Source organism: Rahnella sp. R3(2024) (genome assembly GCF_042920125.1).
In the GTDB taxonomy this organism is placed as follows: Bacteria; Pseudomonadota; Gammaproteobacteria; order Enterobacterales; family Enterobacteriaceae; genus Rahnella; species Rahnella rivi.
In genome coordinates, this window is the sequence record NZ_JBHGBU010000001.1 from 3012098 (window position 1) to 3034384 (window position 22287).

At 56.9% G+C, this 22287-nt stretch carries 23 protein-coding genes; 8 read left to right on the forward strand and 15 right to left on the reverse strand.

Going from position 1 to position 22287, the window contains the following annotated elements; all coding sequences use genetic code 11:
- Positions 1–2: 2 nt before the first annotated feature.
- Positions 3–656: a DNA oxidative demethylase AlkB gene (alkB, locus tag ABSH60_RS13520; protein WP_122096326.1), complete on the forward strand. Its 654-nt coding sequence runs from the start codon at positions 3–5 to the stop codon at positions 654–656.
- A 109-nt stretch (positions 657–765) separates the two neighbouring features.
- Positions 766–1245 (forward strand): cold shock domain-containing protein, encoded by a 480-nt coding sequence (locus ABSH60_RS13525; RefSeq protein WP_056774844.1) that lies wholly within the window; start codon positions 766–768, stop codon positions 1243–1245.
- Positions 1246–1307: 62 nt separating this feature from the next.
- On the opposite strand, the gene ABSH60_RS13530 is transcribed toward ABSH60_RS13525, so the two are convergent.
- The 6 genes from ABSH60_RS13530 to ABSH60_RS13555 form a co-directional block, all read right to left on the reverse strand.
- Positions 1308–2276: a spore coat protein U domain-containing protein gene (locus ABSH60_RS13530; RefSeq protein WP_390974343.1), complete on the reverse strand. Its 969-nt coding sequence runs from the start codon at positions 2274–2276 to the stop codon at positions 1308–1310.
- Entirely contained in the window at positions 2273–4810 is a 2538-nt protein-coding gene (locus ABSH60_RS13535; protein WP_390974345.1) for a fimbria/pilus outer membrane usher protein, read from the reverse strand. The genes ABSH60_RS13530 and ABSH60_RS13535 overlap by 4 nt, the downstream gene beginning before the upstream one ends.
- An 18-nt stretch (positions 4811–4828) precedes the next feature.
- Complete coding sequence (locus ABSH60_RS13540; protein WP_136376439.1) at positions 4829–5626, reverse strand: molecular chaperone; 798 nt, start codon at positions 5624–5626, stop codon at positions 4829–4831.
- A gap of 17 nt (positions 5627–5643) precedes the next feature.
- Positions 5644–6165, reverse strand: coding sequence for a spore coat U domain-containing protein (locus tag ABSH60_RS13545; RefSeq protein WP_056774939.1), 522 nt, complete (start codon positions 6163–6165; stop codon positions 5644–5646).
- An 8-nt stretch (positions 6166–6173) separates the two neighbouring features.
- On the reverse strand, positions 6174–6692 hold the full coding sequence (locus tag ABSH60_RS13550; RefSeq protein ID WP_122096330.1) for a spore coat U domain-containing protein: 519 nt from the start codon (positions 6690–6692) through the stop codon (positions 6174–6176).
- A 61-nt stretch (positions 6693–6753) separates the two neighbouring features.
- Positions 6754–7299, reverse strand: a complete 546-nt coding sequence (locus ABSH60_RS13555) for a spore coat U domain-containing protein (protein WP_056774943.1) — start codon at positions 7297–7299, stop codon at positions 6754–6756.
- 421 nt (positions 7300–7720) lie between these two features.
- On the opposite strand from ABSH60_RS13555, the gene ABSH60_RS13560 reads away from it, so the two are divergent.
- Positions 7721–8497: an ElyC/SanA/YdcF family protein gene (locus tag ABSH60_RS13560; protein ID WP_390974348.1), complete on the forward strand. Its 777-nt coding sequence runs from the start codon at positions 7721–7723 to the stop codon at positions 8495–8497.
- Here the strand turns inward: ABSH60_RS13560 and ABSH60_RS13565 are convergent.
- Complete coding sequence (locus ABSH60_RS13565; protein WP_390974350.1) at positions 8476–10011, reverse strand: MFS transporter; 1536 nt, start codon at positions 10009–10011, stop codon at positions 8476–8478. The genes ABSH60_RS13560 and ABSH60_RS13565 overlap by 22 nt on opposite strands.
- 115 nt (positions 10012–10126) lie before the next feature.
- Between ABSH60_RS13565 and ABSH60_RS13570 the strand changes: the two genes are divergently transcribed.
- Positions 10127–11008: a LysR substrate-binding domain-containing protein gene (locus ABSH60_RS13570; protein WP_122096364.1), complete on the forward strand. Its 882-nt coding sequence runs from the start codon at positions 10127–10129 to the stop codon at positions 11006–11008.
- A gap of 11 nt (positions 11009–11019) precedes the next feature.
- On the opposite strand, the gene ABSH60_RS13575 is transcribed toward ABSH60_RS13570, so the two are convergent.
- The 4 genes from ABSH60_RS13575 to ABSH60_RS13590 form a co-directional block, all read right to left on the reverse strand.
- Complete coding sequence (locus ABSH60_RS13575) at positions 11020–12150, reverse strand: aminotransferase class I/II-fold pyridoxal phosphate-dependent enzyme (protein ID WP_390974352.1); 1131 nt, start codon at positions 12148–12150, stop codon at positions 11020–11022.
- A gap of 28 nt (positions 12151–12178) precedes the next feature.
- The gene (locus ABSH60_RS13580; protein WP_056774879.1) at positions 12179–13003 is read right to left on the reverse strand and encodes an amino acid ABC transporter permease; all 825 of its coding nucleotides are present in this window, start codon (positions 13001–13003) and stop codon (positions 12179–12181) included.
- On the reverse strand, positions 13003–13821 hold the full coding sequence (locus ABSH60_RS13585; protein WP_136376644.1) for a transporter substrate-binding domain-containing protein: 819 nt from the start codon (positions 13819–13821) through the stop codon (positions 13003–13005). Before ABSH60_RS13585 ends, ABSH60_RS13580 begins: the two co-directional genes overlap by 1 nt.
- 153 nt (positions 13822–13974) lie before the next feature.
- Positions 13975–14634, reverse strand: a complete 660-nt coding sequence (locus tag ABSH60_RS13590; RefSeq protein WP_056774886.1) for a DUF1345 domain-containing protein — start codon at positions 14632–14634, stop codon at positions 13975–13977.
- 171 nt (positions 14635–14805) lie between these two features.
- On the opposite strand from ABSH60_RS13590, the gene ABSH60_RS13595 reads away from it, so the two are divergent.
- Together ABSH60_RS13595 and ABSH60_RS13600 are read left to right on the forward strand one after the other, a co-directional pair.
- On the forward strand, positions 14806–16098 hold the full coding sequence (locus ABSH60_RS13595; RefSeq protein WP_056774890.1) for a hypothetical protein: 1293 nt from the start codon (positions 14806–14808) through the stop codon (positions 16096–16098).
- The gene (locus tag ABSH60_RS13600) at positions 16095–16733 is read left to right on the forward strand and encodes a LysE family transporter (RefSeq protein ID WP_056774892.1); all 639 of its coding nucleotides are present in this window, start codon (positions 16095–16097) and stop codon (positions 16731–16733) included. Before ABSH60_RS13595 ends, ABSH60_RS13600 begins: the two co-directional genes overlap by 4 nt.
- Here ABSH60_RS13600 and ABSH60_RS13605 read toward each other — a convergent pair whose 3' ends face one another.
- Together ABSH60_RS13605 and ABSH60_RS13610 are read right to left on the reverse strand one after the other, a co-directional pair.
- Positions 16734–17534 carry a helix-turn-helix domain-containing protein gene (locus ABSH60_RS13605; protein WP_390974356.1) on the reverse strand — a complete coding sequence of 267 codons (801 nt, stop codon included), beginning with the start codon at positions 17532–17534 and terminating at the stop codon, positions 16734–16736.
- A 124-nt stretch (positions 17535–17658) separates the two neighbouring features.
- A complete protein-coding gene (locus ABSH60_RS13610) occupies positions 17659–18627 on the reverse strand; it encodes a diguanylate cyclase domain-containing protein (protein WP_390974358.1) in 969 nt (322 codons plus the stop codon).
- 573 nt (positions 18628–19200) lie between these two features.
- Here ABSH60_RS13610 and ABSH60_RS13615 point away from each other — a divergent pair.
- Entirely contained in the window at positions 19201–20562 is a 1362-nt protein-coding gene (locus ABSH60_RS13615; RefSeq protein WP_217202849.1) for an APC family permease, read from the forward strand.
- 50 nt (positions 20563–20612) lie between these two features.
- Here ABSH60_RS13615 and ABSH60_RS13620 read toward each other — a convergent pair whose 3' ends face one another.
- Both ABSH60_RS13620 and ABSH60_RS13625 read right to left on the reverse strand, forming a co-directional pair.
- Positions 20613–20936 (reverse strand): AzlD domain-containing protein, encoded by a 324-nt coding sequence (locus ABSH60_RS13620; RefSeq protein ID WP_056774901.1) that lies wholly within the window; start codon positions 20934–20936, stop codon positions 20613–20615.
- A complete protein-coding gene (locus tag ABSH60_RS13625) occupies positions 20933–21601 on the reverse strand; it encodes an AzlC family ABC transporter permease (protein ID WP_390974361.1) in 669 nt (222 codons plus the stop codon). The genes ABSH60_RS13620 and ABSH60_RS13625 overlap by 4 nt, the downstream gene beginning before the upstream one ends.
- Before the next feature lie 98 nt (positions 21602–21699).
- On the opposite strand from ABSH60_RS13625, the gene ABSH60_RS13630 reads away from it, so the two are divergent.
- Entirely contained in the window at positions 21700–22248 is a 549-nt protein-coding gene (locus ABSH60_RS13630) for a helix-turn-helix domain-containing protein (protein WP_390974363.1), read from the forward strand.
- Positions 22249–22287 lie beyond the last annotated feature (39 nt).

Sequence of the window (22287 nt, forward strand, 5' to 3'; positions counted from 1 at the left end):
ACATGAATTTAGATCTTTTTGATCACCCCGATTTCCACCCCAACTGGCGCGAAGATCTGTGCCCCGGCGCGGTGGTGCTGCGCGGTGCGGCGCTGGCAGAGGATGTGGCGTTGCTGGCCGAGATCGACCGCATCGCCGGGCTGGTGCCTTTTCAGTATCGCGCGACGCCGGGCGGTTACGCGATGTCGGTGGCGATGACCAACTGCGGCGATGTCGGTTGGGTGACGGATAAAGCCGGTTACCGTTATCAGGCCATGTCGCCGGAAAGTCATCAGCAATGGCCGCCGATGCCGGAACTGTTTCGTGCTGTTGCGGTGAAGGCGGCCGAGCAGGCTGGGTTTACGGGGTTTGACCCGGACGCGTGCCTTATCAACCGCTATCAGCCGGGGGCGAAAATGAGCCTGCATCAGGACAAAGACGAGCACGATTTCGGCCAGCCGATTGTCTCTGTCTCGCTGGGTTTACCGGCCGTTTTTCAGTTTGGCGGCCTGGAGCGCAGCGATAAAACCCAGCGCGTGCCGCTGCTGCATGGCGATATTGTGGTGTGGGGCGGGCCGTCGCGGCTGCGTTATCACGGCGTGTTGCCGCTCAAAGCAGGCGAACATCCGCTGACCGGATCCTACCGGTTTAACCTCACGTTCCGTAAAGCGACGTAATTCCGCAGGCATCAGGCTGTAAAGCACAGGACTTTGTTCTCATTCTGCTTTACACTGCCGCCCTGCAAAAACTGACATGTTGAATAAATAATTACTTAGGCGGTAAGCGATGAACGGCGTAATCACAACCTGGTTTGAAGATAAAGGTTTCGGTTTTATCAAAGATGAAAACGGCGATAACCGTTATTTCCACGTGATTAAAGTTGCAAACCCTGAGCTGATTAAAAAAGATGCAGTGGTCACCTTCGAGCCGACCACCAACAACAAAGGCCTTTCTGCCTTTGCGGTGAAAGTCGAGCCGGAGAGCAAATACATCTTTATCGCCGGTGAGCGCATCAAAATCACCAGCATCAAATCTTTCCTGGCGTTTAATGAAGAAGTGCCGGGAGAAGCGAAGATCGACAAAGAAAACGCCGTGCTTTCTGTTGGCCTGCTGATGAACCGTATCCGCCCGCAGGAAGAAGAGAAAAAAGCGGAGATGCGCACCATGAAAAAGCTGCTCATCACCACCTTCCAGAACAGCACTTATGTGTTCACGGAAGATGAAATTGATGTGGATGCCACCATCAAAACGCTGAAAGCGCTGTAAAAACGGCGTTAAAACCGGTGCACACTCGCTGCACCGGTTCTGTTTTCCCCTTTCTTAATATCCTAATAAGTCACCGTGACCGTCACCGTATCGCTGTACGCGCCCGCGGGCTGATTGCTTTGTGCAAGATTCACCGACGCGGTATACGGGAACGACTGTGATGTGCCGGAGCCGGTCGCGCTGCTGTTGGTTGACGCGCTCCACACCGTGCTGTCGCTTTTAAATATCTGATATTGCAAATAACTGGTGGTGCCGTTGACCGTTGAGGCCATCCGCCGGTACTGGCCGGACTCCGAAACGCTGCTGGTCAGGTTGACGGAATAGCTGGCGTTGAGCGTGCAGCGCACGCTGAGGGTATTGGCGACCACCGTCGTCAGCCCGGAAGGCAGGGCGGCGCTGCCAAAACCCACGTTCGGCGCGCTGTCGATATAGCAAAAGTTGGTGATGTTGAGCGTCAGGTTGACGGTACCGTTCACGTTGCCGCTGTCGGCAATGCACAATAATGTCCCGATGGCGACCGAACAGATGTTCCACGTCCAGGCGATGGGGACAGTGTCGGTATACGTCCCGGCGGCCAGATTGGACAACGTTTTTGGCATCACATAAATCGGCAGTGTGCTGTTCGGGCCGGTAAACAGCCCGAGCAGGCCGAGTGCGGTGGTGCTGTTCCAGGTAATCACGTCACCTTGGTTATAGACGGTGCCACAACTGCCGTCCTTGCACAGGCTGTACGGCAAATACTGATTGGTGGCTGCACTGTAAAGCCGTGGCTGCGTGCCGCTCGGATGTAGCGTGGCGCCAATTGTTGCCGTCACGATATTGGTGCCGCCAATACTGAGCAAGGGACCGTTACAGCTCAATCCGCTGCTGCCTTGCGTAATCAGCGGAGAAGTGCTGACCGCAAAGGAGTTCTGTGTGCCGAGCGTAATGGTGCTTGCCGCCGTGGTACAGGCCGCCATCACCTGCCACGATGCGCCCAGCATCAACATCAGCAATACGCCATGACGTACCCACGGCCTGAAAATTTTCATGATTTATCTCCTGGCGTTGCGCCACCCGGACATGCCAGCGGGCCAACCTGCTCAATGCTGTGACGTTTAGGATCTAAAGTGAAACTGATCCGGCATACCGAACGGTCTTCCTGCCTGATATTCAGCACGTTGTTTTCCTGTAAGTGCGAGAAGTACACCAGCCCGTCGTAACCGGTGACGGTGGTTTGCTGCGTATTCTGTTCTGTGACCAGCGTGCCGGGCTTCAGCGGTTGTCCGGCGGCGTCGTGCAGCCTGATATTCGCCGACAGCACTTTCTCGACGTTGAATTTCACCACCACGCCGCTGCCTTGTTTCACTGCGATGCGGTCATTGACGTTATTAGCGACCACATCGGCGGGCAGCGGCAGGGTGTCGATTTCCACTTTGGCCGGATAATACGAACTGACGGTCGGGATCAGCAGGTGACCATTTTTATCGGTTTCGCCCATTTTCTGATTCTCGAACAGGACGGGCACACCGGCGTAGTGATCGGTATCGACCACGATAAAGGCGTCGTTGATCTTGTCGGAAAGGAACCAGTCATTGGCCATAAACACCACGGATCCGCTCAGATCTGCCCAGTTGGTGTAATCGCCCTGATTGCCGTAGAACCCGCCCTGAATCGTCGCGACGCGGGATTTCCAGGTGGCATCGGCCTGCTGATACGGATTATTGCCGCCGCTGTAGGCCAGATTCCAGCCGAGGCCGCCGTCGGTTGGCGTGGCTTTGCTGGCGCCAATCTGCTCCTGATAATTGCCCGCGCTGTCACGCTGCACGCCAGCGTTCATGTTGATATTGGTGCCAAGCGGAATGATGAATTGCAGCTGCGCGCTGTAACCGTTATCGCCCAGCGTTTTATTGAGCGATAAAAACATGCTGCTTTGCCCCCACAGCGAGCGGCTGTAGGAGAAATTCACCAGACGGGTATGCGAATTGTCATAGGCTTCGACGTCGTAATAGCCGATGCCCATGGTGCCGTTGGCCGGGCCGAACGGCGAGGTGCTGAACGTCACCTGATCCGACTGACGGCTTAAGCGCGTGTCGCTGGTGTAAGAGGTGATGTCCTGATAACCCACCGTGCGTTTTGAGCGCAGCGCCGAGAGGCTGAACACCGTCGAATAGTAGGAATAACCCAGCGTGTACTGGCTGCCGTCTTTTTTATCCGTCACGCTTTCGCCTGTCGGATTGAGGATCTGACCGCCTGAATTCGGGATGCCCGGCATCTGGCCGTTGTTATCGTTATCCGGCGTGTTGAGCGGAGTATCACTGCTGACCGGCGGGTGATCGGCTTTACTCTGGCTGCCGGAAACGCTCAGCGTGCCCCAGGTGCCGACCGCGATATCTGCGCCGGCACCGCCCAGCGTCAAACCCTGAACCATTTCGGTATGGCCGGAGAGCGTCAGGTAATTGGTCAGCCCGTAACGATAAATACCGCTGAAGGCCGCATCTGAATAATCGCCGTTGGTGACGCCATAATTGTTGCGCACCGCCCCGAGGGACAAATCGAAATCGCTGAGGTTTTTACGCAGCAGCGTGTTGGACACGTAAAAAGGGACGCTGGTGGACACCTGACGCCCGACTGCGTCGGTGGTCACAATGGTCGCTTCACCGGCACCGTTGATATAAGGCACGTTAGTCAGGGTAAACGGCCCGGAATTCAGGTTGTTACTGCTGGCCTTGTAGCCATTAAGGAACAAATCCACCGTGGTTGGCACCGCCGCCGACCCGCTGTATTGCAGTAACGGATAGGTCACCAGATCCGGGCGCACGCCAAAGTTACGGCTGATCCGCACACCGCCCATGCGCGCCGAATTACTCCACGTCAGGGAATCGCTGACGAAATCCCCGACCTGATAGCTGATCAGGTTTTTCTCGTCGGTAAACCGCCAGAAGGTGTCGTAACGCAGATAGCCGTCCTGCGCGGTGCTGCCGCCCGTGTTGCCGTTGCCCGCACTGTCGATGTTATAGCGGTAAGTGCCGGTATTGGTGAGCAGCCCGAGGCTGCTGAATAACCGCTGTTCCATCCAGGTGGCGACGGATTTCGGGCCGCCGGGCGGATCGGTGTAGTACGAATCATAGTTAAACAACAGGCCGGTGCTGCTTTGCGACGGCGTGTAGTTCATCAGCGGATCGCCGCTGACAGTCTGATTGGGCAGCCAGGCATCCGGCACGGTTAACACCAGCTGCTGGCTGGCTGAATCGTATTTCGCTTTCACGTCCGGCAGTTCACCGACGTTAATCAGCCCCTGCTGGCCGTTAATGTGGATGTGATTTTTTGCCAGCACCCCGGCTTCGACGAAATAGGCGTTATTGCGATAGGTCACCGGCACCACCTGATTATCCGTCTGGCCGTTGACCACAATCGACAGATAAAACATGGCGTCCGTGACCACCGGTGCCGCCCGCGGGGCATCGGGCAGGGAACCGTATTCCTGTGCCTGCGCGCTGAACGCACTCAGGCAGATCAGGCACAGGCTTCCCCGGAAACAGAGCGGTCGCTGCTGACCTTCACGGGGAAGACGTCTGATTGGCATGCGTTGCGGCTCCTGCTGTTATTCGCCGCGCGCAATGACAATCGGTTGGGTGTTGTCGGCAATCTGTGCATTCAGCTGCGCCCCCGGCGTCACGCCCGCCGGCACCGGCCAGCGCATCTGCTGCCCCGGCAACACGTACCCCATAAAGCCACCGACCATGGTTTTTACACCCTGTTTCTGGTTGCCGCTGGCTGACCAGAACACGTTGCTCAGACGTGCGTGAACGATGCCGGTATTGCGCACCTGCAGATAGTTTTTGCCGCCTTCCGAAACGGTGCGCCAGGTGAGGACAGGGCGCGTGGCGGTGGAGGCATCGCGTTTCACATCCGCACGGTCGTTGGTCCACAAACCGCCGCCATCCATAAACAGCGGCAGCAGATAACGCATCTGCAATTGCAGCCCGACCACCGCTTTGTCCTGACCTTCACCGGCGCTGTTCAGCGGAGAAGGGATCTCGTCAATGATAATGCGATACGCCTGCTCGGTATTGGCGGGCACCGGCGTGTTGCGGATCAAACGGATCAGCTGGCGCTGGCCCGGCGGCACGGTGGCAAAAGGCGGGCTGGCAACCACGTTGCTCTGATCGGCATACTTCTCGTTAAAATTCTCCTGCTTCCAGGCCAGCACGCGCACCTGCAACGACACCGGTTCCGCGCCCCGGTTTTCCAGCCACAGGGCGGATCCGTTCTGATCGGATTCAATAATCTGGTACACCGGCCAGACGAGCACCGAACTGGCGGCGTGCACCGCCGTACCGGAAAACAGCGCCACCGTCAGGGCCGTGGTGGCAATCATGCGTGAGAATATCGTCGTCATAGCTCATATCCTGATGATTAATAAGTGAGAGTCACGGTCACCGTGTCGGTGTAAGTTCCCGCAGTGGGTGACGTCGTGAAAGAAAACAACCGGCCATACACCGGATACGTTTGGGTGGTGGAGGGAAAGCTGCTGATGGTCATTGCCTGCGCGCCGGTGCCCCAAACCACGGTGCGCGCAGCATTCTGATAAAGCTGATAGGCCAGCGTTGCTGTCGCCCCGCTGTTGGCCATATAACGCCGGGCGGCAGATCCGCCGTGGATGCCGTAATCCATGCCAATCGCCACCGTGGTGCCGGGGGTGCAGGTCACCACAACGGAGCCTGCGCCCGACGTACTGACCACATCGACATTGGTGGGAACGGAAGGAAATGAACCGAAATTGAGGGTGCCCAGATTGGTGGTCGGGCTGGAAAGCGAGCTGCCGAAAACGCAGCCATTGGTCAGCGTTGCCGTCACGGTAAAGGTGGTGGTGGCCGTGGCGGCCAGCGCTGAGCCGCATAGCATCAGCAGCGGCAACAGCAGCAGACGGCCAGGCATGAACACCTCTACCAGGATACGGTGACATTCACCGTATCCTGATAAACCCCGGCAGCGGGCGTGACTTGCCCCGGAACGCGGCCATACACCGTGCTCCACTGGTCCGCGCCGTTGCCGGTTCCGCTCACGCCGGTGACGTTATCCCACACCGTCGTGCGTGCCGCCGTGGTGTAAAGGTTGTACTGCAGAGTTGCTGCGCTGTTGGTGGTGTTGACCATTCTGCGGGCAGTGACCACGCCGCTGCTGCCGCCATCCATCACGATTTTGTAGGTCAGCCCGTTCACGCAGTTCACGCGGATCGAGCCCGCCAGCTGCGCGCTGGTGGCATTGATGGCGCTGGTGAGCGACGCATAATTACCAAAGTTCAGCGTACCAAAGCTGGTGCTGCCGGACGTCGTGGTGCCCGCGCTGCAGGCGGGCAGCAACGTGGCACTGATGCCTATCGTGGCTGCCGGACTGAACGGAATGCGCAACTGCATCGACACCAGCAGGGCAGCTGGCAGGAGCAGCAGTACCTTGATGTCCATGATCTTTCCTTCCTTGAATCAAAAGCCAGTCAGAGGCGCAACCGACTCTGATGGAAAACGCTTACCAGGAAAGAGTGGCAACAACGGTATCGTTATAGGTGCCCGCAGCCGGTGTGGTGCTGGTCTGGTCAGCAGGCAGCACGCGGCCATAAATCGGGATATTTTGTGCAGCGGTGCCCGTACCGAGCGTGATCGGCGTATTGATGGCGATCTCGGTGGTGCGTGCGGTATCGGAATAGAGGCGGTAAGGAATGCTGTTGCCGCTGGAGGTCATGGTGCGCAGCCCGCCGGTTGCCGCCAGTCCGCCGTTGAGTGACAGCGTCGGGGTCAGCCCGGTGCTGCAGGTGATGGTGACCGCGCCGGTGCCGTCCGCACCAAACACCGTACCGTTGATGACGCTGGTCAAATCGGCGTAATTACCAAAGTTCAGCGTACCCCACTGGTTGGTGCCGCCGGTGGCCGTGCCATTACCGACGGTACAGCCGGTACTGATGGTTAACTGAACGCCCACTTGCCCTGTTAAAGTACCAGCCGCCTGTGCGCCTGCGGACAGCGCTAAGGTTGCCGCGGCCAGAATAGCCGGAAATAAAGAATGTTTATCGCCCATGATGACTCCCAATAACTGCTTATACACTGGTGTGCATGCATGCAATCGCGTTGCGGCTGCATGTGGAAATCCTCTGGTGGTCAATTTAAAAGCATAAAAAAATAAAAAGCATCAGTCATTCAGCCGGGATTTGCGTTTTACACTCAAGCAAAAGGGATCCCTGACCGCAGGCGCGTGGTGTCCCACGTCGCTACAGTTAAATATAAGTTAATAAATTTACCTTAAGAGGATCTTTACGCCATTTCGATGAATAAGGATAAAAAGACTAAGAAAACAAAATTAATGGTTTTTTATTCCGGTTTAATGGCTTTTTTTATGTTTAATGATGGGCGTCACGCCGCGTAACCGTGAGTTTTTTTAACCATTTTTTGAGTGGTGTTATAGGTTTATGATGGCTGCCCTTATCCGACGGAGGCTGCAAATGTTTTCTGACGCTGTGATTAACGATATAAACCGGCTGGCGCGTTTTCTCTCTTTTGATCAGACCGGGGGAAAAGGGCCAGCGGGAACCCCTTCGTTGCTGATCCTGCTGGGTAACGCGATTTTACCGACCGCCGAAGCGGCGTTTGAGGCGCTGGCGCAGGGCCGGGTTTCACGTTTGCTGATTGCCGGAGGCGTCGGCCATTCCACGCAATTACTCTGTCAGGCGGTGCAGGCGCATCCGCGTTACCGGCACATTTCCACTGCCGGGCGCAGCGAGGCGGACATTCTTAATGACATCGGCGTGCAGTGTTTTGGCCTGTCGGCGGACCAGATATTGCTGGAAACCGCGTCAACCAATTGCGGCGACAATGCCGTGCAGGCGCGCCGCGTGCTGGAAGCCGCGGGCGATACCCACACCCGGATTACCCTGACGCAGGATCCGCTGATGCAGCTGCGCACCGACGCCAGTTTCCGCCACGTCTGGCGCGACAGGCCGGACATCACCTTCACCAGCTGGCCGACGCTGATCCCGCAGCTTGAGCGGGCAGGCGACGGGCTGCGGTTTGCCGGCGGTCATCAGCAGGGGATGTGGTCGCTGCCGCGATTCGCGTCGCTGCTGCTGGGGGAAATCCCCCGTCTGCGCAATGCGCCGGGCGGTTATGGCCCGCGCGGTGCGGGCTTTATCGCTGAGGTCGACATCCCCGCCGACATCGAAGAAACCTATGCCCGGCTGCGGCCGGTACTGGAAGCCGATTACGGCGACAGATCTTTCTGACCGGCGGCGGTGACCTGGTCGCTTTCCTGATGATTGCCTTTCAGCGCCAGCAATACCACCAGCGCCGAAAACAGCGTGATCGCCATCAGGCACAGCAGTAACGGATGCAGAGAGGCGGCATAAAGCTGCTGAAGCTGGGCGGTGCTGGCTTCAGGGATCAGCTGTTGCGTCACTGTCAGATTACCGGTCGCCAGCCGCTGCGCCGCCTGACTGAGTTCGCCGGAGCTGAAATGTGCCGCCAGCGCGCGGTGGCTCATGGCCGCCAGGATCGCCCCGACGATCGCCAGCGAAATGCCTTCTCCCGCCACGCGTGTGGTGCTGAAAATACCGGTCGCCATTCCCGCGCGCTCTTTCGGCACCACGCTGACCGACAGTCCATCCATCAGCCCCCACGGCAGGCCGGTGCCGATGCCGATAAGCAGCATCGGGGCGATCATCGCCGTGACGTTTTGCGCCAGCACCGCCTGGCTCAGCCAGCCTAAACCGGCGGCGGCAATCACCAGCCCGGCGGTGCACAGCACGCCGGCTGAAATCCAGCGCGTCAGCCACGCCGCCAGCAACGGCACAATCAGCATCGGCACGGAAAGCGCCATCATCATCAGTCCGGCGCGCTCTTCGCTCAGGCCTCTCACGCCGATGAACAGCATCGGTAAAATCACCAGCAACACCACAAAACAGAAACCGGTCGCCAGCGGCAGCGCCTGCACTCCGATGAAGCGTATATAGCGAAAAAGTGAGAGATCCAGCATCGGCTGTTTGACCCGCAATTCCACCCCGACAAATAACACCAGCAACAGCGCCGCACCGGCCAGCAGCGCAACAACCTGTGTGCTTTGCACGCCGTATTGCGGGATCGCCATCAGCGCCCAGGTGAGCAGCGCCAGCATCGCGGTAAAGGTGACGGTGCCCGGCCAGTCGATGCCGGACGCCTGCGGATTGCGGGTTTCCCGCATTTTTGATGCGCCGTTCAGCAGGGCGATCAGCGCAATCACCGTGGCGGAGAAAAACACTGCGCGCCAGCCGAAATGAGCAATCAGCAGGCCCGCGAGAAACGGCCCGAAAGCCAGACCGACGCCAAAACTGCTGCCCATCAGGCTAAACGCGCGGGTGCGCGCCGCGCCGTCGAACTCCTGCGCCAGTGCCGCCGCGCCGCCCGCCAGCGCACCGGCGGCGGCGATGCCTTGTGCGCCACGCAGCACATCCATCCACAGCAAACTGTTGCTGAACGCCTGCAATAACGAAAGCAGCGCAAACAGCGAAACACCGCTGATGAACACTTTTTTACGGCCAATTTCATCGGCCAGCGCCCCGGCGGCCATCAGAAAACAGCCAAAGGTCAGCATAAAGGAATTGGTTATCCAGCTCAGCGCCTGCGCGCTGCCGCCGAGTTCGCGGGCAATCGCCGGGGTGGCTACCGCGCCGCTGACAAAATTGAGCGGCAGGATCACGGCGGCGATGCACACCGTTACCAGCACCCTGAGGCTGCCAGCCGGATGCGACGAGGATGTATTCATGATTTCTCCAGAAAGTGGTGTATAACGATGATGATAAAATGTCGGCAATCTGGCGGAAACAGGCTGGAAGTCCGATGATTCAGGACGAAAACGCTCGAATAGACGGGAGTGGAAAATGGAAAACCTGAACGGCCTGCTGGCCTTTGTGCGGGCGGCGCAGAGCCAGAGTTTTGCGGCGGCGGCGGAGCGCATGGGCATATCGGCGTCGGCGGTCGGCAAAAGTGTGGCGCGGCTGGAGGAAAAACTCAGTGTGCGGCTGTTCAACCGCAGCACGCGACGCATCAGCCTGACGGATGAAGGCCAGCTTTTTTTCGAGCGCTGCCAGAATATTGTCGCGCAACTGGAAGACGCTGAGCAGGAGCTGGTGCGGATTTCCGCCGTGCCGCGCGGCAAGTTACGCATCACCGCGCCGGCCATCGGTTACCGCATGTTGTTGCCGCACCTGCCGGAGTTTCGTCAGCGCTACCCGGAGGTCGAACTGGATCTGGATTTCAGCGACCGGATGGTGAATGTCATCGACGAAGGGTTTGATATCGCCATCCGCAGCGGGGAACTGAACAGTTCGCAGATGATGTCACGCCGCCTCGGGCCGTTCCGTTTTGTGATTGTCGGCGCTGCCGGTTATTTTGCCGAACATCCAGTACCGCTTACCCCTGACGATCTTTATCAGCACGCCTGCCTGCGCTACCGGTTTCCGGGTAACGGCCAGTGGCAGGAATGGGAGATGACCAGCGCGATGCCGCCGGAGCTGCCGCTGGCGCTGAGCAGCAACAATCTGGAATCGATTTTACAGGCGACGGTGCAGGGCCTCGGGCTGGCGTACGTGCCGGAATTTATCGTGCGGCCTTATCTGGCCTCTGGCGAGCTGATCCCGGTGTTGTCACCCTATCTGAAAGAGGGCGGCAAATTCTCTGTGGTGTGGCCGAGCAGCCGCCATATGCTGCCAAAAGTGCGGGTGTTCATTGATTTTCTGACCGAAAAGCAGGTGCTGGACTGAGCCGTTTCCCCCTACTGTTTATCCAGCCATTTGCCCATTTCGCCCAGCGCATCGTCGAGATTCTCCCGCCCGAAACCGATGCGCAGGAAATCTTCAGACACGGCGTTGAGCGCTGAACCGTAGGCCACGGAAGGGATCAACATCACTCCGGCTTCTTCCACCAGCCGCGTGGCGAACGCTTGCGCCCCTTCTGCGCCGGTGTAACGGGGGAAGGCGAGCACACCGGCTTTCGGCACGCTGAGCGTAAACAAGTGCGGGTATTTCGCCAGAAACGTCGTGAGCGTCGCCAGCTGACGGCGGGAACGTTCCATTACCCGTTCGAGAATGGGCGCACGGGCGTTGAGCGCGAGGGCCGTCAGGAACTCACCGGGCATGGAGTTACAGATCGATAAATACTGCTTCATGCGCTCCAGCTCCAGCATCCAGGCTTTATCCTGACAGGCTACCCAGCCGATACGCAGCCCCGGCAATCCGTAAGCTTTCGAGGTCACGTTCAGCGAAATGCCGCGTTCATAAATATCAGCGAGCTGCGGCAGCCGGTCAGCAGGGTCAAATTCGGTCAGCCGGTAGACTTCGTCAGAGAAAATCCAGATCCCCCGCTCGCGGCACATTGCGACCAGTTCGTCGAGTTGCGCGCGGCTTATCAGCGCACCGGTCGGGTTGTGCGGGAAATTTATCACCAGCACTTTGGTGTTGGCGCGCAACGCTGCCCGCACAAGACCTGTATCCAGTGCCCAGTGGTTATTTTCATCCAGCGCCACGCCGGTCACTTCGCAGCGCGACATCGGTACGCTTTCCAGCGACTGATAATTCGGTGTGATGACCACTGCGTGATCGTCCGCGTTCAGCAGCATCTGGAAACTGGCGTAAATCGCTTCATCGGCCCCGGCAAAGCTGATCACCTGCTGCGGCGTGATATGCCGGTACGTGGCGGCGATCGCTTCGAGCAGTTCCGGCGTACCGCGCAGGGGCGGGTAATCCAGCTGGGTTTGCATAAACGCCGCGCGATGCTCTTTCCCCGCCAGTTCAAACAACGTATCGATGCTCATCGATTCGGGATAGGAGGAGGACAACGGGAAACGGACGGCGTGTTCGAGGCGTGAGAGATAGCTGATTAAACGAAAATCTTCAGGAAAAGACATGGCGTATCCGTGATGAAAAAGGGCGAAATTAGCGGCGATGGCCTTGGGCAAAACGGCGCTCGAGGCGGCTTTGCAGCAGTTCTAACACAATCGACATGATCCAGTATATCGCCGCAGCGGTGGCCAGCATTTCCATATACCGGTAGGTGCTGCGGCCATAGGACTGCGCCAAAAAGTTAAGTTCCCACAGCCCCATCAGCGACACCAGCGAGGAATCTTTCAGCATCGAGATAAACATCGACCCGGCGGGCGGAATAATGATGCGCAGCGCCTGTGGCGCGGTAACGTGCACGGCCACCGTCCAGCGCGAGACGCCGAGCGCCAGTGCGGCTTCCTGCTGACCGCGCGGCACCGAGAGCACGCCGCTGCGGATCGTTTCCGCCAGATACGCGCCGTAGTTCATCGACAGCGCGATAATGCCGGAACTGAGTGCGCCGAGCACAATCCCCACCTGCGGTAACGCCAGATAGATAATCAGTACCTGCACCAGCAGCGGTGTGCCGCGAAACAGCGAGGCGTAAAACGTCGCGCAGCCAAACGCCAGCGCGTTATCGGACATCCTGCCCAGCGCGGTGATAAGGCCAATCAGCAGACAGAAAAACATCGAGCAGGCGGTGATCATAATGGTCAGCGCCGCGCCCTGAATAAAGCCGTCCGGCGACAGGCGCAGGCCGAGCAGGAACGGCAGTTTCTGGCTAATCAGGCTCCAGTCCAGCCCCATTTTGCTGAACGTGCCGAGCAGCAGGCTGAGCAAAATCAGCCACGTCAGCCCGGTTTTGAATTTAAACGCGTGTGCCTGGTGCCAGCGTTCGGGCGTTTCCACTTTCGGCTGGCTGTCCGGGATTTGTGGCATCAGGGTACCTCGTGGGTGATATCTTCACCCAGCCAGTGCTGGGAGATTTTAGCCAGCGTGCCATCGTCGCGCAGCGATTTGATGGTGTCCGCCACTTTCTTATCCCACTCGGCGTCGCCTTTGTCGGTCGCTACCCAGTTCGGTTCCGCATATAGCTCGGTGACGATTTTGAACATCGGCGCGCGTTTGATGCGTGCGTTAGCGGTGGCTAAATCCGACACCACGCCGTCAAGGCGCACACCCGGCCCGAGCGCCAGATTCTGGAACGCCACTTCTTCATCGCTTGGAATGACATGAACGTTATCAAACGGGAAGTTGATGGGCTTGCTGCCGGGGATCACCAGCGTTTTTTGCAGATACGTTTCGTAGGTCGAGCCGATGCCGACACCAATCTTTTTATTGCTCAGGTCGGCTGCCGATTTTATGCGGTCGTCTTTCTTATTGACCACTAACACTGCCGGCGAGTTGTAGTACGGCGTCGGGAAATCCAGCACTTTGGCGCGCTCGCTGTTTGGCGTCATCGAGCAGATACAGGTATCCCAGCGCCCCTGCCATTTACCGCCGACAATGGTTTCCCAGCCCGGCGCGATGATCTCAAGTTTCACGCCCATGCGCTGTGCCACGGCTTTTGCCACATCGACGTCAAAACCGGCCAGCTGGTTGTTGTCATCAATAAAGCCGAACGGCGGATAGTCATTCACGATGGCATTGCGCAGCACACCGGTTTTCGTGACGCGATCCAGCGTGGTGCCTGCCAGCGTGGTGGCGGAAAACAGCGTGGTGGCAAGGAGTGTCAGAGCAACAAACGAAGTGCGCATAAGCAGATCTTTCCTTAAATGTAACCAAACCAGGAGAATATTGTAAAAACCTACACTAAGTTTTAGACGTATAGAAGTCTGAATGCACGGTTTTCCGGCTTATAGTGATCTCTGCCGGAAATTTACCTGATGGCAGTGAATTGCTTTGCTCCGCTAGTTTAACAACCCCGCGCCCACGTTAATCGACAGCCCCAGGATCGCCAGATTAAAGACGAAAGAAATCACCGACTGTAACAGGGCAATCTGCCGCATGTCGGTGGTGCCCGTCTCCACGTCGGCAGTCTGTGAGGCCACGGCAATGGTGAAAGAGAAATAGAGAAAATCCCAGTAGCCGGGCAGTTCGGGCTTCTCCGGGAAAATCATCGGCGTCACCTCTTTGCTGCGGCGCAGATAATGATGATGGGCGTAGTGCAAGGCGAAAGAGGTCGGCAACAGCGCCCACGACGCGATAAGCGTGGTCGCGGTGAGCAAAATGTGCAGCACGCGCGGCGTGCCGGTCAGATCTTTGAGCGTACCGAGCTCCATCAGGATCGCCAGAATACTCACCAGACAGGTGAGGGTGACCATGCTCAGCACCAGCGTAGCGCTCTCATCCTGCGTTTTGGCGATGTGCGCAATATCCTTCGCTTCGGTGCGCAACATGCGAAACCACAGGAAAAACAGATACAGCCACGCCAGCACGTTCCAGCCAATCAACAGCCGCTGCAACAGCCCGAGCTGGGCAGGAAGAATAAAAAAACAGACCAGCCCGGCCAGAATCGAGAACAGCAGCCGGGTACGCACCTGAAGGTAATGTTTGAGAGAAAAGCTCATGGTGTTAAGCGCTTAGCAAGGAGGAACCTGTGCTTCAACTGTAGTCGCAGATTGCGGTGTTGTAATGCCACCGGGTGACACTTCCTGACGTCTGCGCAATTTCTTCCAATACCCGCTGTGATGACAGTGATGTAGTGAACTACCTCCCACGCGTACACAGGATTGGAAATCATGTTTACTACGTCATTCTGGCCAGCTGCGGCGGCCTATCAGGTTTCAATGATGGATCTGGATGTTCCGCATCATATCAATCCTAAAGCGGTGCAAACGATCCACTATTGTCTGCGCCTGACCGAGGCGATCAATCAGCTGGAGGTCACCTGCGAAAGTCGTTTGCTGGATGCTTTGCGTGAGGAAATGGCTATCCAGTGTTTCCGCCTCGCGCCGCTGTTTGACGATCCGGATACCCGGCGGGGGCTGTTTCTGCGCGCCGAAATCCTGGCGGACGAATCAAGTGGCAAAACGTTGCTGCCGCAAATTGCAGGTCTGAATGAACAGCAGCTGGTGCTGGGCATTGGCAAAACCTCAACGTGGATTGGAAAATCGAAGCAAAGTTATTACTCGTCATGGTTCGGCGAGCCCGCGCCGGTGTTGCAGGAAATCTCTGACGTGATGGACAGTCTGTTTCCGGAAAGCCTGCTGTTTCTGCAAAAAGAGATCGCCGCCGATTTACTGGCGCTGCCGGGCTGCGCCTACAAAATCATTACTCTTTTCGGCATTGCCGGAGAAGCCAATACCTATCCGAAACACTTCGCCTATTTCTTCCCGGAAGACGAAGGGCTGAAGCATTCCCCGGTCAAACGCACCGTGGTGTTTGCCAATACCTACCTGCAACTGTTCGAAATGTTCTCCCGTACCGAAGCCGTGCGCCTTGGCTGGGCGGAAGAGGATTTGCCGGAAAGCCACGTCTGCCAGCGTTATCTGATCGCCTGGTTCCGCGGGCATGATCTGGGGCATTCGCTGGTGCGTAACGAAAACGTCTTCCCGATGCTCAGCAAGATTGATCGCTGGGGATCGATGATGGTGCAGGAAGCGCTGGCGGATCAGTTCGGATTGCTGATGTGCCTGACGCCACAGGTGGCGGACGGATTACAGCTCGACAGAAATGTGCTGGCGCGGATCTACTTCCTGGAAATTCTGCGCTATTTGCGTCGCGGGCCGTCGAGCTATCCGGATGCCGGAGCGGCGTGGATCCAGTTCAACTATTTACGTGAGCACGGTTGTATCGAACTCTCGGCGGAGACGATCGGTTTCCACCCTGAGCTGTTCTTTACCCAGATGGCAAACCTGACACGCATGATGAGCGAAGAACTGCTGGGCGGCGACGCCGCGCGCGCAAAAGAGTTTATGCAGCAGTATTGCCCGCACAACAATCCGGAAGATGTGGAGATCCTGATGGCGCGTCTGGGCACCACCAACGACATGATTGAATACAACCAGATGATCAAGAGAGTCCCGCTATGATGCCGTTTTCCAATGGCTTTTTACTCAGCCTGTCGCTGTGTCTGGATATCGGCATCGCCAATATCGCCATGATCACGCTGGCAATGCAGCGCGGCTATTTTCACGGTTTCTGGCTGGGGATCGGCACCTGCATTGGTGATCTGATCTACGCGGTGCTGGCGCTGGCGGGCATGACGATTTTGCTGCAATACCAGAGCGTGCGCTGGGTGCTGTGGGTGGGCGGCTCGATGATGCTGATGTGGTTCACCTATAAAATGATCCGCGCGGCGATGGCGCCTGCGGAGGATATGTCCGCCGGGGATAACGGCCAGCCGCGGTCGGTGATGCGTAATTTCGGGCGCGGCGTGGTGCTGGCGATGTCATCACCGACGGCGATCCTGTGGTTTGCGGCGGTAGGCGGCGCGCTTATCTCGCGAATGGGGCAGGGCGGCACAGCGGAAGCGTCCTGGTTCCTGACCGGTTTCTTTATTGCCGGTGTGTTCTGGACCATCGTGCTGTGTTGCGTTGGCAGCTGGGGCGGGAAAATGCTCGGCACGAAAATGCTCAAATACTCTTACGTGGCCTCGGCGATCATCTTCTCGTATTTCGCGATCTACGTGGTGATTTCCGGCTATCGCGAATTTATTCTGGTGTGATCAGCCGCGCGCGACAGAGCCATTGAGCGACTGCGAATACAGGTGGGGAGTGATCCCCATCATTTTTCGGAACGTGTTGATGAAATGGCTTTGATCGTAAAAACCCAGGCTGATGGCGACATCCAGCGCATTGTTATTTTTACGCAACTGATTGCGGGCTTCGAGTAAACGCAGCTGCATATGGTATTGCAGCGGCGGCATGCCGATGTGCTGGCGGAACAGCCGCACAAAATGGAACTTACTCAGCCCGCTGACCTGCGCCAGCGTGTCGAGATGGATCTTGCGGGTCAGGTGGTCGCGCATAAAATCGAGCGCCAGCGTGACCGGCCGCAACGACTGCTCCTGCTCTTTCGCCGGTTCTTCCAGCAATGCGCCCAGCAACCACAATAAATTTTGCTCCTGATCGTCGTCGTTCAGCGTGCGTTTGTAATGGCGCAGCGCGGAAAACAATGCGGGATTACTCAGCACGCCTTCGGTCAGCACCGGCGCGCAGTGATCGGATCGCAGATTGTGATCGACGGATATCTGCCGCAGCAAAGACTGGGGAATGTGCACGCTGAGAAATTCCACCTTCTCATCGCCAAACAGCGATGACTGAACGGTGGACGGATTGTAGATGGTGATTTCGCCGGCACGGACCAGCTCGGTTTTGCCGTGCAGCCAGATCTCTTCCGTTCCCGTCAGATTGGCGCTGATCACGTATTCGTCGTGAGTGTGGCGCGGGAATGAGGAATTGCTCGCGGTCAGATGCGAGCACTCGATATCATTTGCCATCGTCCATTCAGAAATAGAAAGAGACACGTTACGCTCCACGAAAGATTGCTGTGCTAAAAAGACGACTCAGACATGGCATGGGTTTTTCTTATGCGAAATTTATAGCACAAACTTTTAACAACAAAAGTGAGGAACATTCATCAGGGCCGCCTTACGCCTGCAAACGGATGTCTTCGGTGCCCAGCATCACGCCATTCTTTCCGTGATGTTTTATCGCGTACATGGCACGGTCAGCGAGCAGCAGCGCCTCGCTGAAATCACTCTCGCCGGACACTTCATCAATCCCAATCGATGCGCCAATGTGTGCGTTGCCGTTATCAAGTTCAAACGGGATGGTGGCGGCATCGAGACAGGCCTGCGCCACCCGTTTGACCAGCGGATGGTTCAGCCCGTAGGGCATCAGCAACACAAATTCATCGCCGCCCAGCCGCCCCGGAATAATGCCCGGCGGGCAGGCTTCTCTGAACCGCTGACTCAGCCGCATCAGCACCTCGTCACCGCTGCGATGCCCGAGCGTATCGTTCACATGCTTAAAATTGTCCAGATCGATAAACGCCACACACAACGGGCCGCTGTTTTTTAACGCCGCAAATTGCTGGTGTAACGCGTGGCGGTTGGCCAGACCGGTGAGCGGATCGTGATTGGCCAGCGTCGCCAGTTGCTGTTCGTAATGTTTCTCTTTGGTCATGTCGATGTGCGTGCCGGTCACTTTCAGCGGACGCCCCAGGTCATCCCACTCAGTCACCCGGCCACGATCCAGCACCCAGGTCACGGTGCCATTTTTGGCCTGCATCCGGTGCAGCGCTTCGTAAAACGGCGTCTTCCCTTCCAGATGATTGTAAAAAGCCGCCAGCACATCGTCTTTATCTTCAGGGTGTAAATGTTCGCGCCAGACTTCAAAGCGTGCGCTCAGTTCTTTTGGCTGATAGCCCAGCATGGCGCCCCAGCGGCGGTTAAAGATCACCAGTTTCCCGCTGGGCACGTCGAGCTGCCACAGGCAGAGCCCGGTGCCGTCCAGCGCCGCACTGAGCTTATTTTTGGCATCGTGCGCAATCCGTTTCAGCCGGGCGTTATGCTTTTTCAGGTTCTGGAGTTGAAGCTTCAGTGAGGATTCAGACATTTCTTACTTTTAGAGCAAATAATTTTCATTCTTGCCACATGTCTGTCTTTTGTAAACCGGGAAGCCCAAAAAGAGCGCGTCGCGCCAGATTTTCAGATTTTGCCCATACCCTGGTCTGAGGTGGCTGAAGGCGCGGGGCACAGATGCAATGTTAAATAATGCGTGCGGAGGTTATTTTTTAATGTCCAATGCTGCCGCTTTATAAAAGCAATAACCGGACAATTCTTTTTGTTTTACATATTAAAAACAATTAATAAACCCGCAGGGAAAGGTATTTGGCAATACGTGCCAGATTTCGCTGAGTATTTTATTTAATCCCGGTGTGAGGCCTTCTTCATCTTGTCATTTCCCTGGTTATTAGGGCAAAATATGCGCCCCGCGAATCGGGGATGACCCGTTTAAAAACTTCATTCAAGTACACATTCTTCTTACAAGAAAACATTCAAAAACCAGAGGCCGGGCTTCGTACCGGATAGATATTTACTTTCAAATACCGACAGTCATGTCGCAAGGAAACATAAATGGTGCATCACTCTTTTTATGTGGCGTTCTCCGTCATGGGAATTAAACATCATGTCAGATAACGTCGTCACAGGCAGCACTTCCCGCGTGGAACTGCGTAAAACGCTTACGCTGATCCCGGTTGTGATGATAGGCCTGGCCTACATGCAGCCCATGACCCTGTTTGATACGTTCGGTATTGTCTCTGGCCTGACCGACGGCCATGTGCCTACGGCTTACGCTTTCGCGTTAATCGCCGTGCTGTTTACCGCCCTGAGCTACGGCAAACTGGTGCGCCGCTACCCTTCGGCGGGGTCGGCGTACACTTACGCACAAAAAGCCATTCATCCGGTGATCGGCTTTATGGTCGGCTGGTCGTCATTGCTGGATTATTTATTTGCCCCGATGATCAATATCCTGCTGGCAAAAATCTATTTTGAAGCGCTGGTGCCTTCCGTACCTTCGTGGATATTTGTGATCGTGCTGGTCGGGTTTATGACGATATCGAATTTACGCAGTATTAAAACCGTCGCCAATATTAATACGCTGGTGGTGGTATTGCAGATCATTCTTATTACGGTCATTACCGGCATGGTTATTTACGGCGTGAATCACGGCACCGGCTATGGCACGCTGGCCAGCACCAAACCTTTCTGGGGCGAGCATGCGCATACTGTGCCGATGATTACCGGCGCGACCATTCTGTGTTTCTCGTTTACCGGTTTTGACGGTATCAGTAATTTATCCGAAGAGACGAAAGACGCCGAGCGGGTTATCCCGAAAGCGATATTCCTGACGGCGCTGATCGGTGGCGTGATTTTCATCGGCGCGACCTATTTCCTGCAACTCTATTTCCCGGACATTTCCAGCTTCAAAAACCCGGACGCGTCTCAGCCTGAAATCATGTTGCAGGTGGCGGGCCGTGCGTTCCAGTTCGGCGCGCTGATTTTTTCCAGCATCACCGTGCTGGCTTCCGGCATGGCGGCGCACGCGGGGGTTTCCCGCCTGATGTACGTGATGGGGCGCGATGGCGTATTCCCGAACCGCTTCTTCGGTTATGTCCATCCGAAATGGCGCACGCCGTCATTCAACGTGATTCTGGTGGGCGCGATTGCTCTGCTGGCCATCAACTTTGACCTGGTGACCGCCACTGCGCTGATTAACTTCGGTGCGCTGGTGGCATTTACCTTCGTGAATCTGTCGGTGATTTCCCAGTTCTGGATCCGTGAAAAGCGCAACAAAACGTTGATGGATCACCTCCAGTATCTGTTCCTGCCAATGTGTGGCGCACTGACGGTCGGCGCGCTGTGGCTGAATCTGGAACAAGGTTCGATGATCCTCGGTCTGATCTGGGGCGCTATCGGATTCATCTATCTGGCCTGTGTCACCAAAAGCTTCCGCAATCCGGTGCCGCAGTATGAGGATGTGGCGTAACTTTGCTGCTTTAGAAAATGGCTCCTGAAACGGAGCCATTTTTGTTTCTGCTATTCCACACCGAGCCAGCGCATCAGCGCCGTGACCACCGCCGCCGCGAGAATAATCACGATAAGCGGTGCCTTCCGCCATGCTAAAAACAGCGCCACGCCGACCCCCGTGATGCGGGCGAATCCGGCAAAATGTGCCCCCTCAAACAGCGCCGACGTGGCGGCAACGGCCAGTAATAAAATGGTTGCGGAATCCGATAACATTGTCTGCGTCGCGGGCGACAGCGTCAGGCGCGAACCGAGTCGGTAACCGGCCACGCGCAGGATAAAGGTGCCGGCTGCCAGTAAAGCGATACCGGCCATCCAGAGCGAATGCTGCGTCATTTTTTATGCCTCCAGGCCAGTAATCCGAGCAGGGAAAACAGCACCGGCATGCCCGCTGCCACAAAAGGGACGGCCATCACCGAGATCAGCGCGCCGCAGGACGCCGGGATCAGCGTTCTGCGTTGCCTGAGTGCCGGAAAAATCAGCGCCAGCAGGATGGCCGGGAAAACCGCATCAAGGCCGATCGCCCTGATATCGGGAATAAACTGCCCGATGAAAGCGCCGGCAATCACGCTCAGCGGCCAGAACAGGGCGATCCCCAGCCCGCACAGCCAGTAAGCCATTTTACGTTTTTCATGCGAGGGCTGGGAGATGCCGAACACGACGCTTTCGTCATTCATGATGTGGCACCCCAGCCAGCTGACGTGTTTGCGGCCAACCAGATCTTTCACAGCAATACCAAAAGGCAAATGCCGTGCGTTAACCAGTAATCCCGCCGCCGCTGCGGCAAACGGGCTGCCGCCACCGCCGACGATGGCGATAAACAAAAATTCCGAAGCGCCCGCGAGCACCAGCAAAGAGAGCGCCAGAGGCACCCACAGCGGGAAGCCGCCTGCCACCGCCAGAGAACCATAAGAAATACCGACCAGACCGTCGGCCAGGCAAACCAGAAAGATGGCTTTTACCACATCATTGCCGAGAGGCGGGAAGAGCTGCTTACGCATGATTAAATCCCATAACGAACGAATATCCATTATAATGAACGTATCTGAATCGTTCTTCAAGTCGAACGATCGTTCGTTATGTAAATCAGGGTGTCGCCATGTCTCAACCTATCAGCGTTATTTCTAAAGGTCTGGTGCGCGAACGTCAGCGTACCGGGTTATCACTGGCAGAAGTGGCCCGCCGGGCCGGGATTGCCAAATCGACGTTGTCGCAGCTGGAAGCCGGGAACGGCAATCCGAGTCTGGAAACCCTGTGGGCGCTGTGCGTCGCGCTGGATATTCCTTTTGCGCGGCTGATGGAGCCGGAACTGAGTAAAATGCAGGTGATCCGTCGTGGCGAAGGCCCGACGGTGATCGCAGAAATGGCCGATTACAAAGCGGTATTGCTGGCAACTTGCCCGCCGGGCGCACGCCGGGATATCTATCTGCTGACCACTCAGCCGGGCGCGGACCGCATTTCCAGCCCGCATCCGTCGGGCTCGGTGGAGCACATCATCATCACCCAGGGCCGCGCGCTGGTCGGGCTGGTGGGATCGCCGGTCGAGCTCAATGCCGGCGACTATATTTCCTATACGGCAGACGTGGCGCACATCTTCAGGGCGCTGGAGCCGGAGACGATGGCGGTGCTGGTGTCGGAGCAGAACTGAAGGCCGGGTTTTTAAATAGTTCGTGATGCCACTCGCAAA

Excerpts from the sequence above, each read along its gene's own strand:
- ABSH60_RS13585 (WP_136376644.1), bottom strand. The coding sequence starts at position 13,821 with ATGCGCACTTCGTTTGTTGCTCTGACACTCCTTGCCACCACGCTGTTT.
- ABSH60_RS13525 (WP_056774844.1), top strand. The coding sequence starts at position 766 with ATGAACGGCGTAATCACAACCTGGTTTGAAGATAAAGGTTTCGGTTTT.
- ABSH60_RS13560 (WP_390974348.1), top strand. The coding sequence starts at position 7,721 with ATGTTTTCTGACGCTGTGATTAACGATATAAACCGGCTGGCGCGTTTT.
- ABSH60_RS13625 (WP_390974361.1), bottom strand. The coding sequence starts at position 21,601 with ATGCGTAAGCAGCTCTTCCCGCCTCTCGGCAATGATGTGGTAAAAGCC.
- ABSH60_RS13630 (WP_390974363.1), top strand. The coding sequence starts at position 21,700 with ATGTCTCAACCTATCAGCGTTATTTCTAAAGGTCTGGTGCGCGAACGT.
- ABSH60_RS13615 (WP_217202849.1), top strand. The coding sequence starts at position 19,201 with ATGTCAGATAACGTCGTCACAGGCAGCACTTCCCGCGTGGAACTGCGT.
- ABSH60_RS13535 (WP_390974345.1), bottom strand. The coding sequence starts at position 4,810 with ATGCCAATCAGACGTCTTCCCCGTGAAGGTCAGCAGCGACCGCTCTGT.
- ABSH60_RS13595 (WP_056774890.1), top strand. The coding sequence starts at position 14,806 with ATGTTTACTACGTCATTCTGGCCAGCTGCGGCGGCCTATCAGGTTTCA.
- ABSH60_RS13530 (WP_390974343.1), bottom strand. The coding sequence starts at position 2,276 with ATGAAAATTTTCAGGCCGTGGGTACGTCATGGCGTATTGCTGATGTTG.
- ABSH60_RS13550 (WP_122096330.1), bottom strand. The coding sequence starts at position 6,692 with ATGGACATCAAGGTACTGCTGCTCCTGCCAGCTGCCCTGCTGGTGTCG.
- ABSH60_RS13590 (WP_056774886.1), bottom strand. The coding sequence starts at position 14,634 with ATGAGCTTTTCTCTCAAACATTACCTTCAGGTGCGTACCCGGCTGCTG.
- ABSH60_RS13565 (WP_390974350.1), bottom strand. The coding sequence starts at position 10,011 with ATGAATACATCCTCGTCGCATCCGGCTGGCAGCCTCAGGGTGCTGGTA.
- ABSH60_RS13600 (WP_056774892.1), top strand. The coding sequence starts at position 16,095 with ATGATGCCGTTTTCCAATGGCTTTTTACTCAGCCTGTCGCTGTGTCTG.
- alkB (WP_122096326.1), top strand. The coding sequence starts at position 3 with ATGAATTTAGATCTTTTTGATCACCCCGATTTCCACCCCAACTGGCGC.
- ABSH60_RS13620 (WP_056774901.1), bottom strand. The coding sequence starts at position 20,936 with ATGACGCAGCATTCGCTCTGGATGGCCGGTATCGCTTTACTGGCAGCC.
- ABSH60_RS13575 (WP_390974352.1), bottom strand. The coding sequence starts at position 12,150 with ATGTCTTTTCCTGAAGATTTTCGTTTAATCAGCTATCTCTCACGCCTC.
- ABSH60_RS13570 (WP_122096364.1), top strand. The coding sequence starts at position 10,127 with ATGGAAAACCTGAACGGCCTGCTGGCCTTTGTGCGGGCGGCGCAGAGC.
- ABSH60_RS13545 (WP_056774939.1), bottom strand. The coding sequence starts at position 6,165 with ATGCCTGGCCGTCTGCTGCTGTTGCCGCTGCTGATGCTATGCGGCTCA.
- ABSH60_RS13610 (WP_390974358.1), bottom strand. The coding sequence starts at position 18,627 with ATGTCTGAATCCTCACTGAAGCTTCAACTCCAGAACCTGAAAAAGCAT.
- ABSH60_RS13540 (WP_136376439.1), bottom strand. The coding sequence starts at position 5,626 with ATGACGACGATATTCTCACGCATGATTGCCACCACGGCCCTGACGGTG.
- ABSH60_RS13555 (WP_056774943.1), bottom strand. The coding sequence starts at position 7,299 with ATGGGCGATAAACATTCTTTATTTCCGGCTATTCTGGCCGCGGCAACC.
- ABSH60_RS13580 (WP_056774879.1), bottom strand. The coding sequence starts at position 13,003 with ATGCCACAAATCCCGGACAGCCAGCCGAAAGTGGAAACGCCCGAACGC.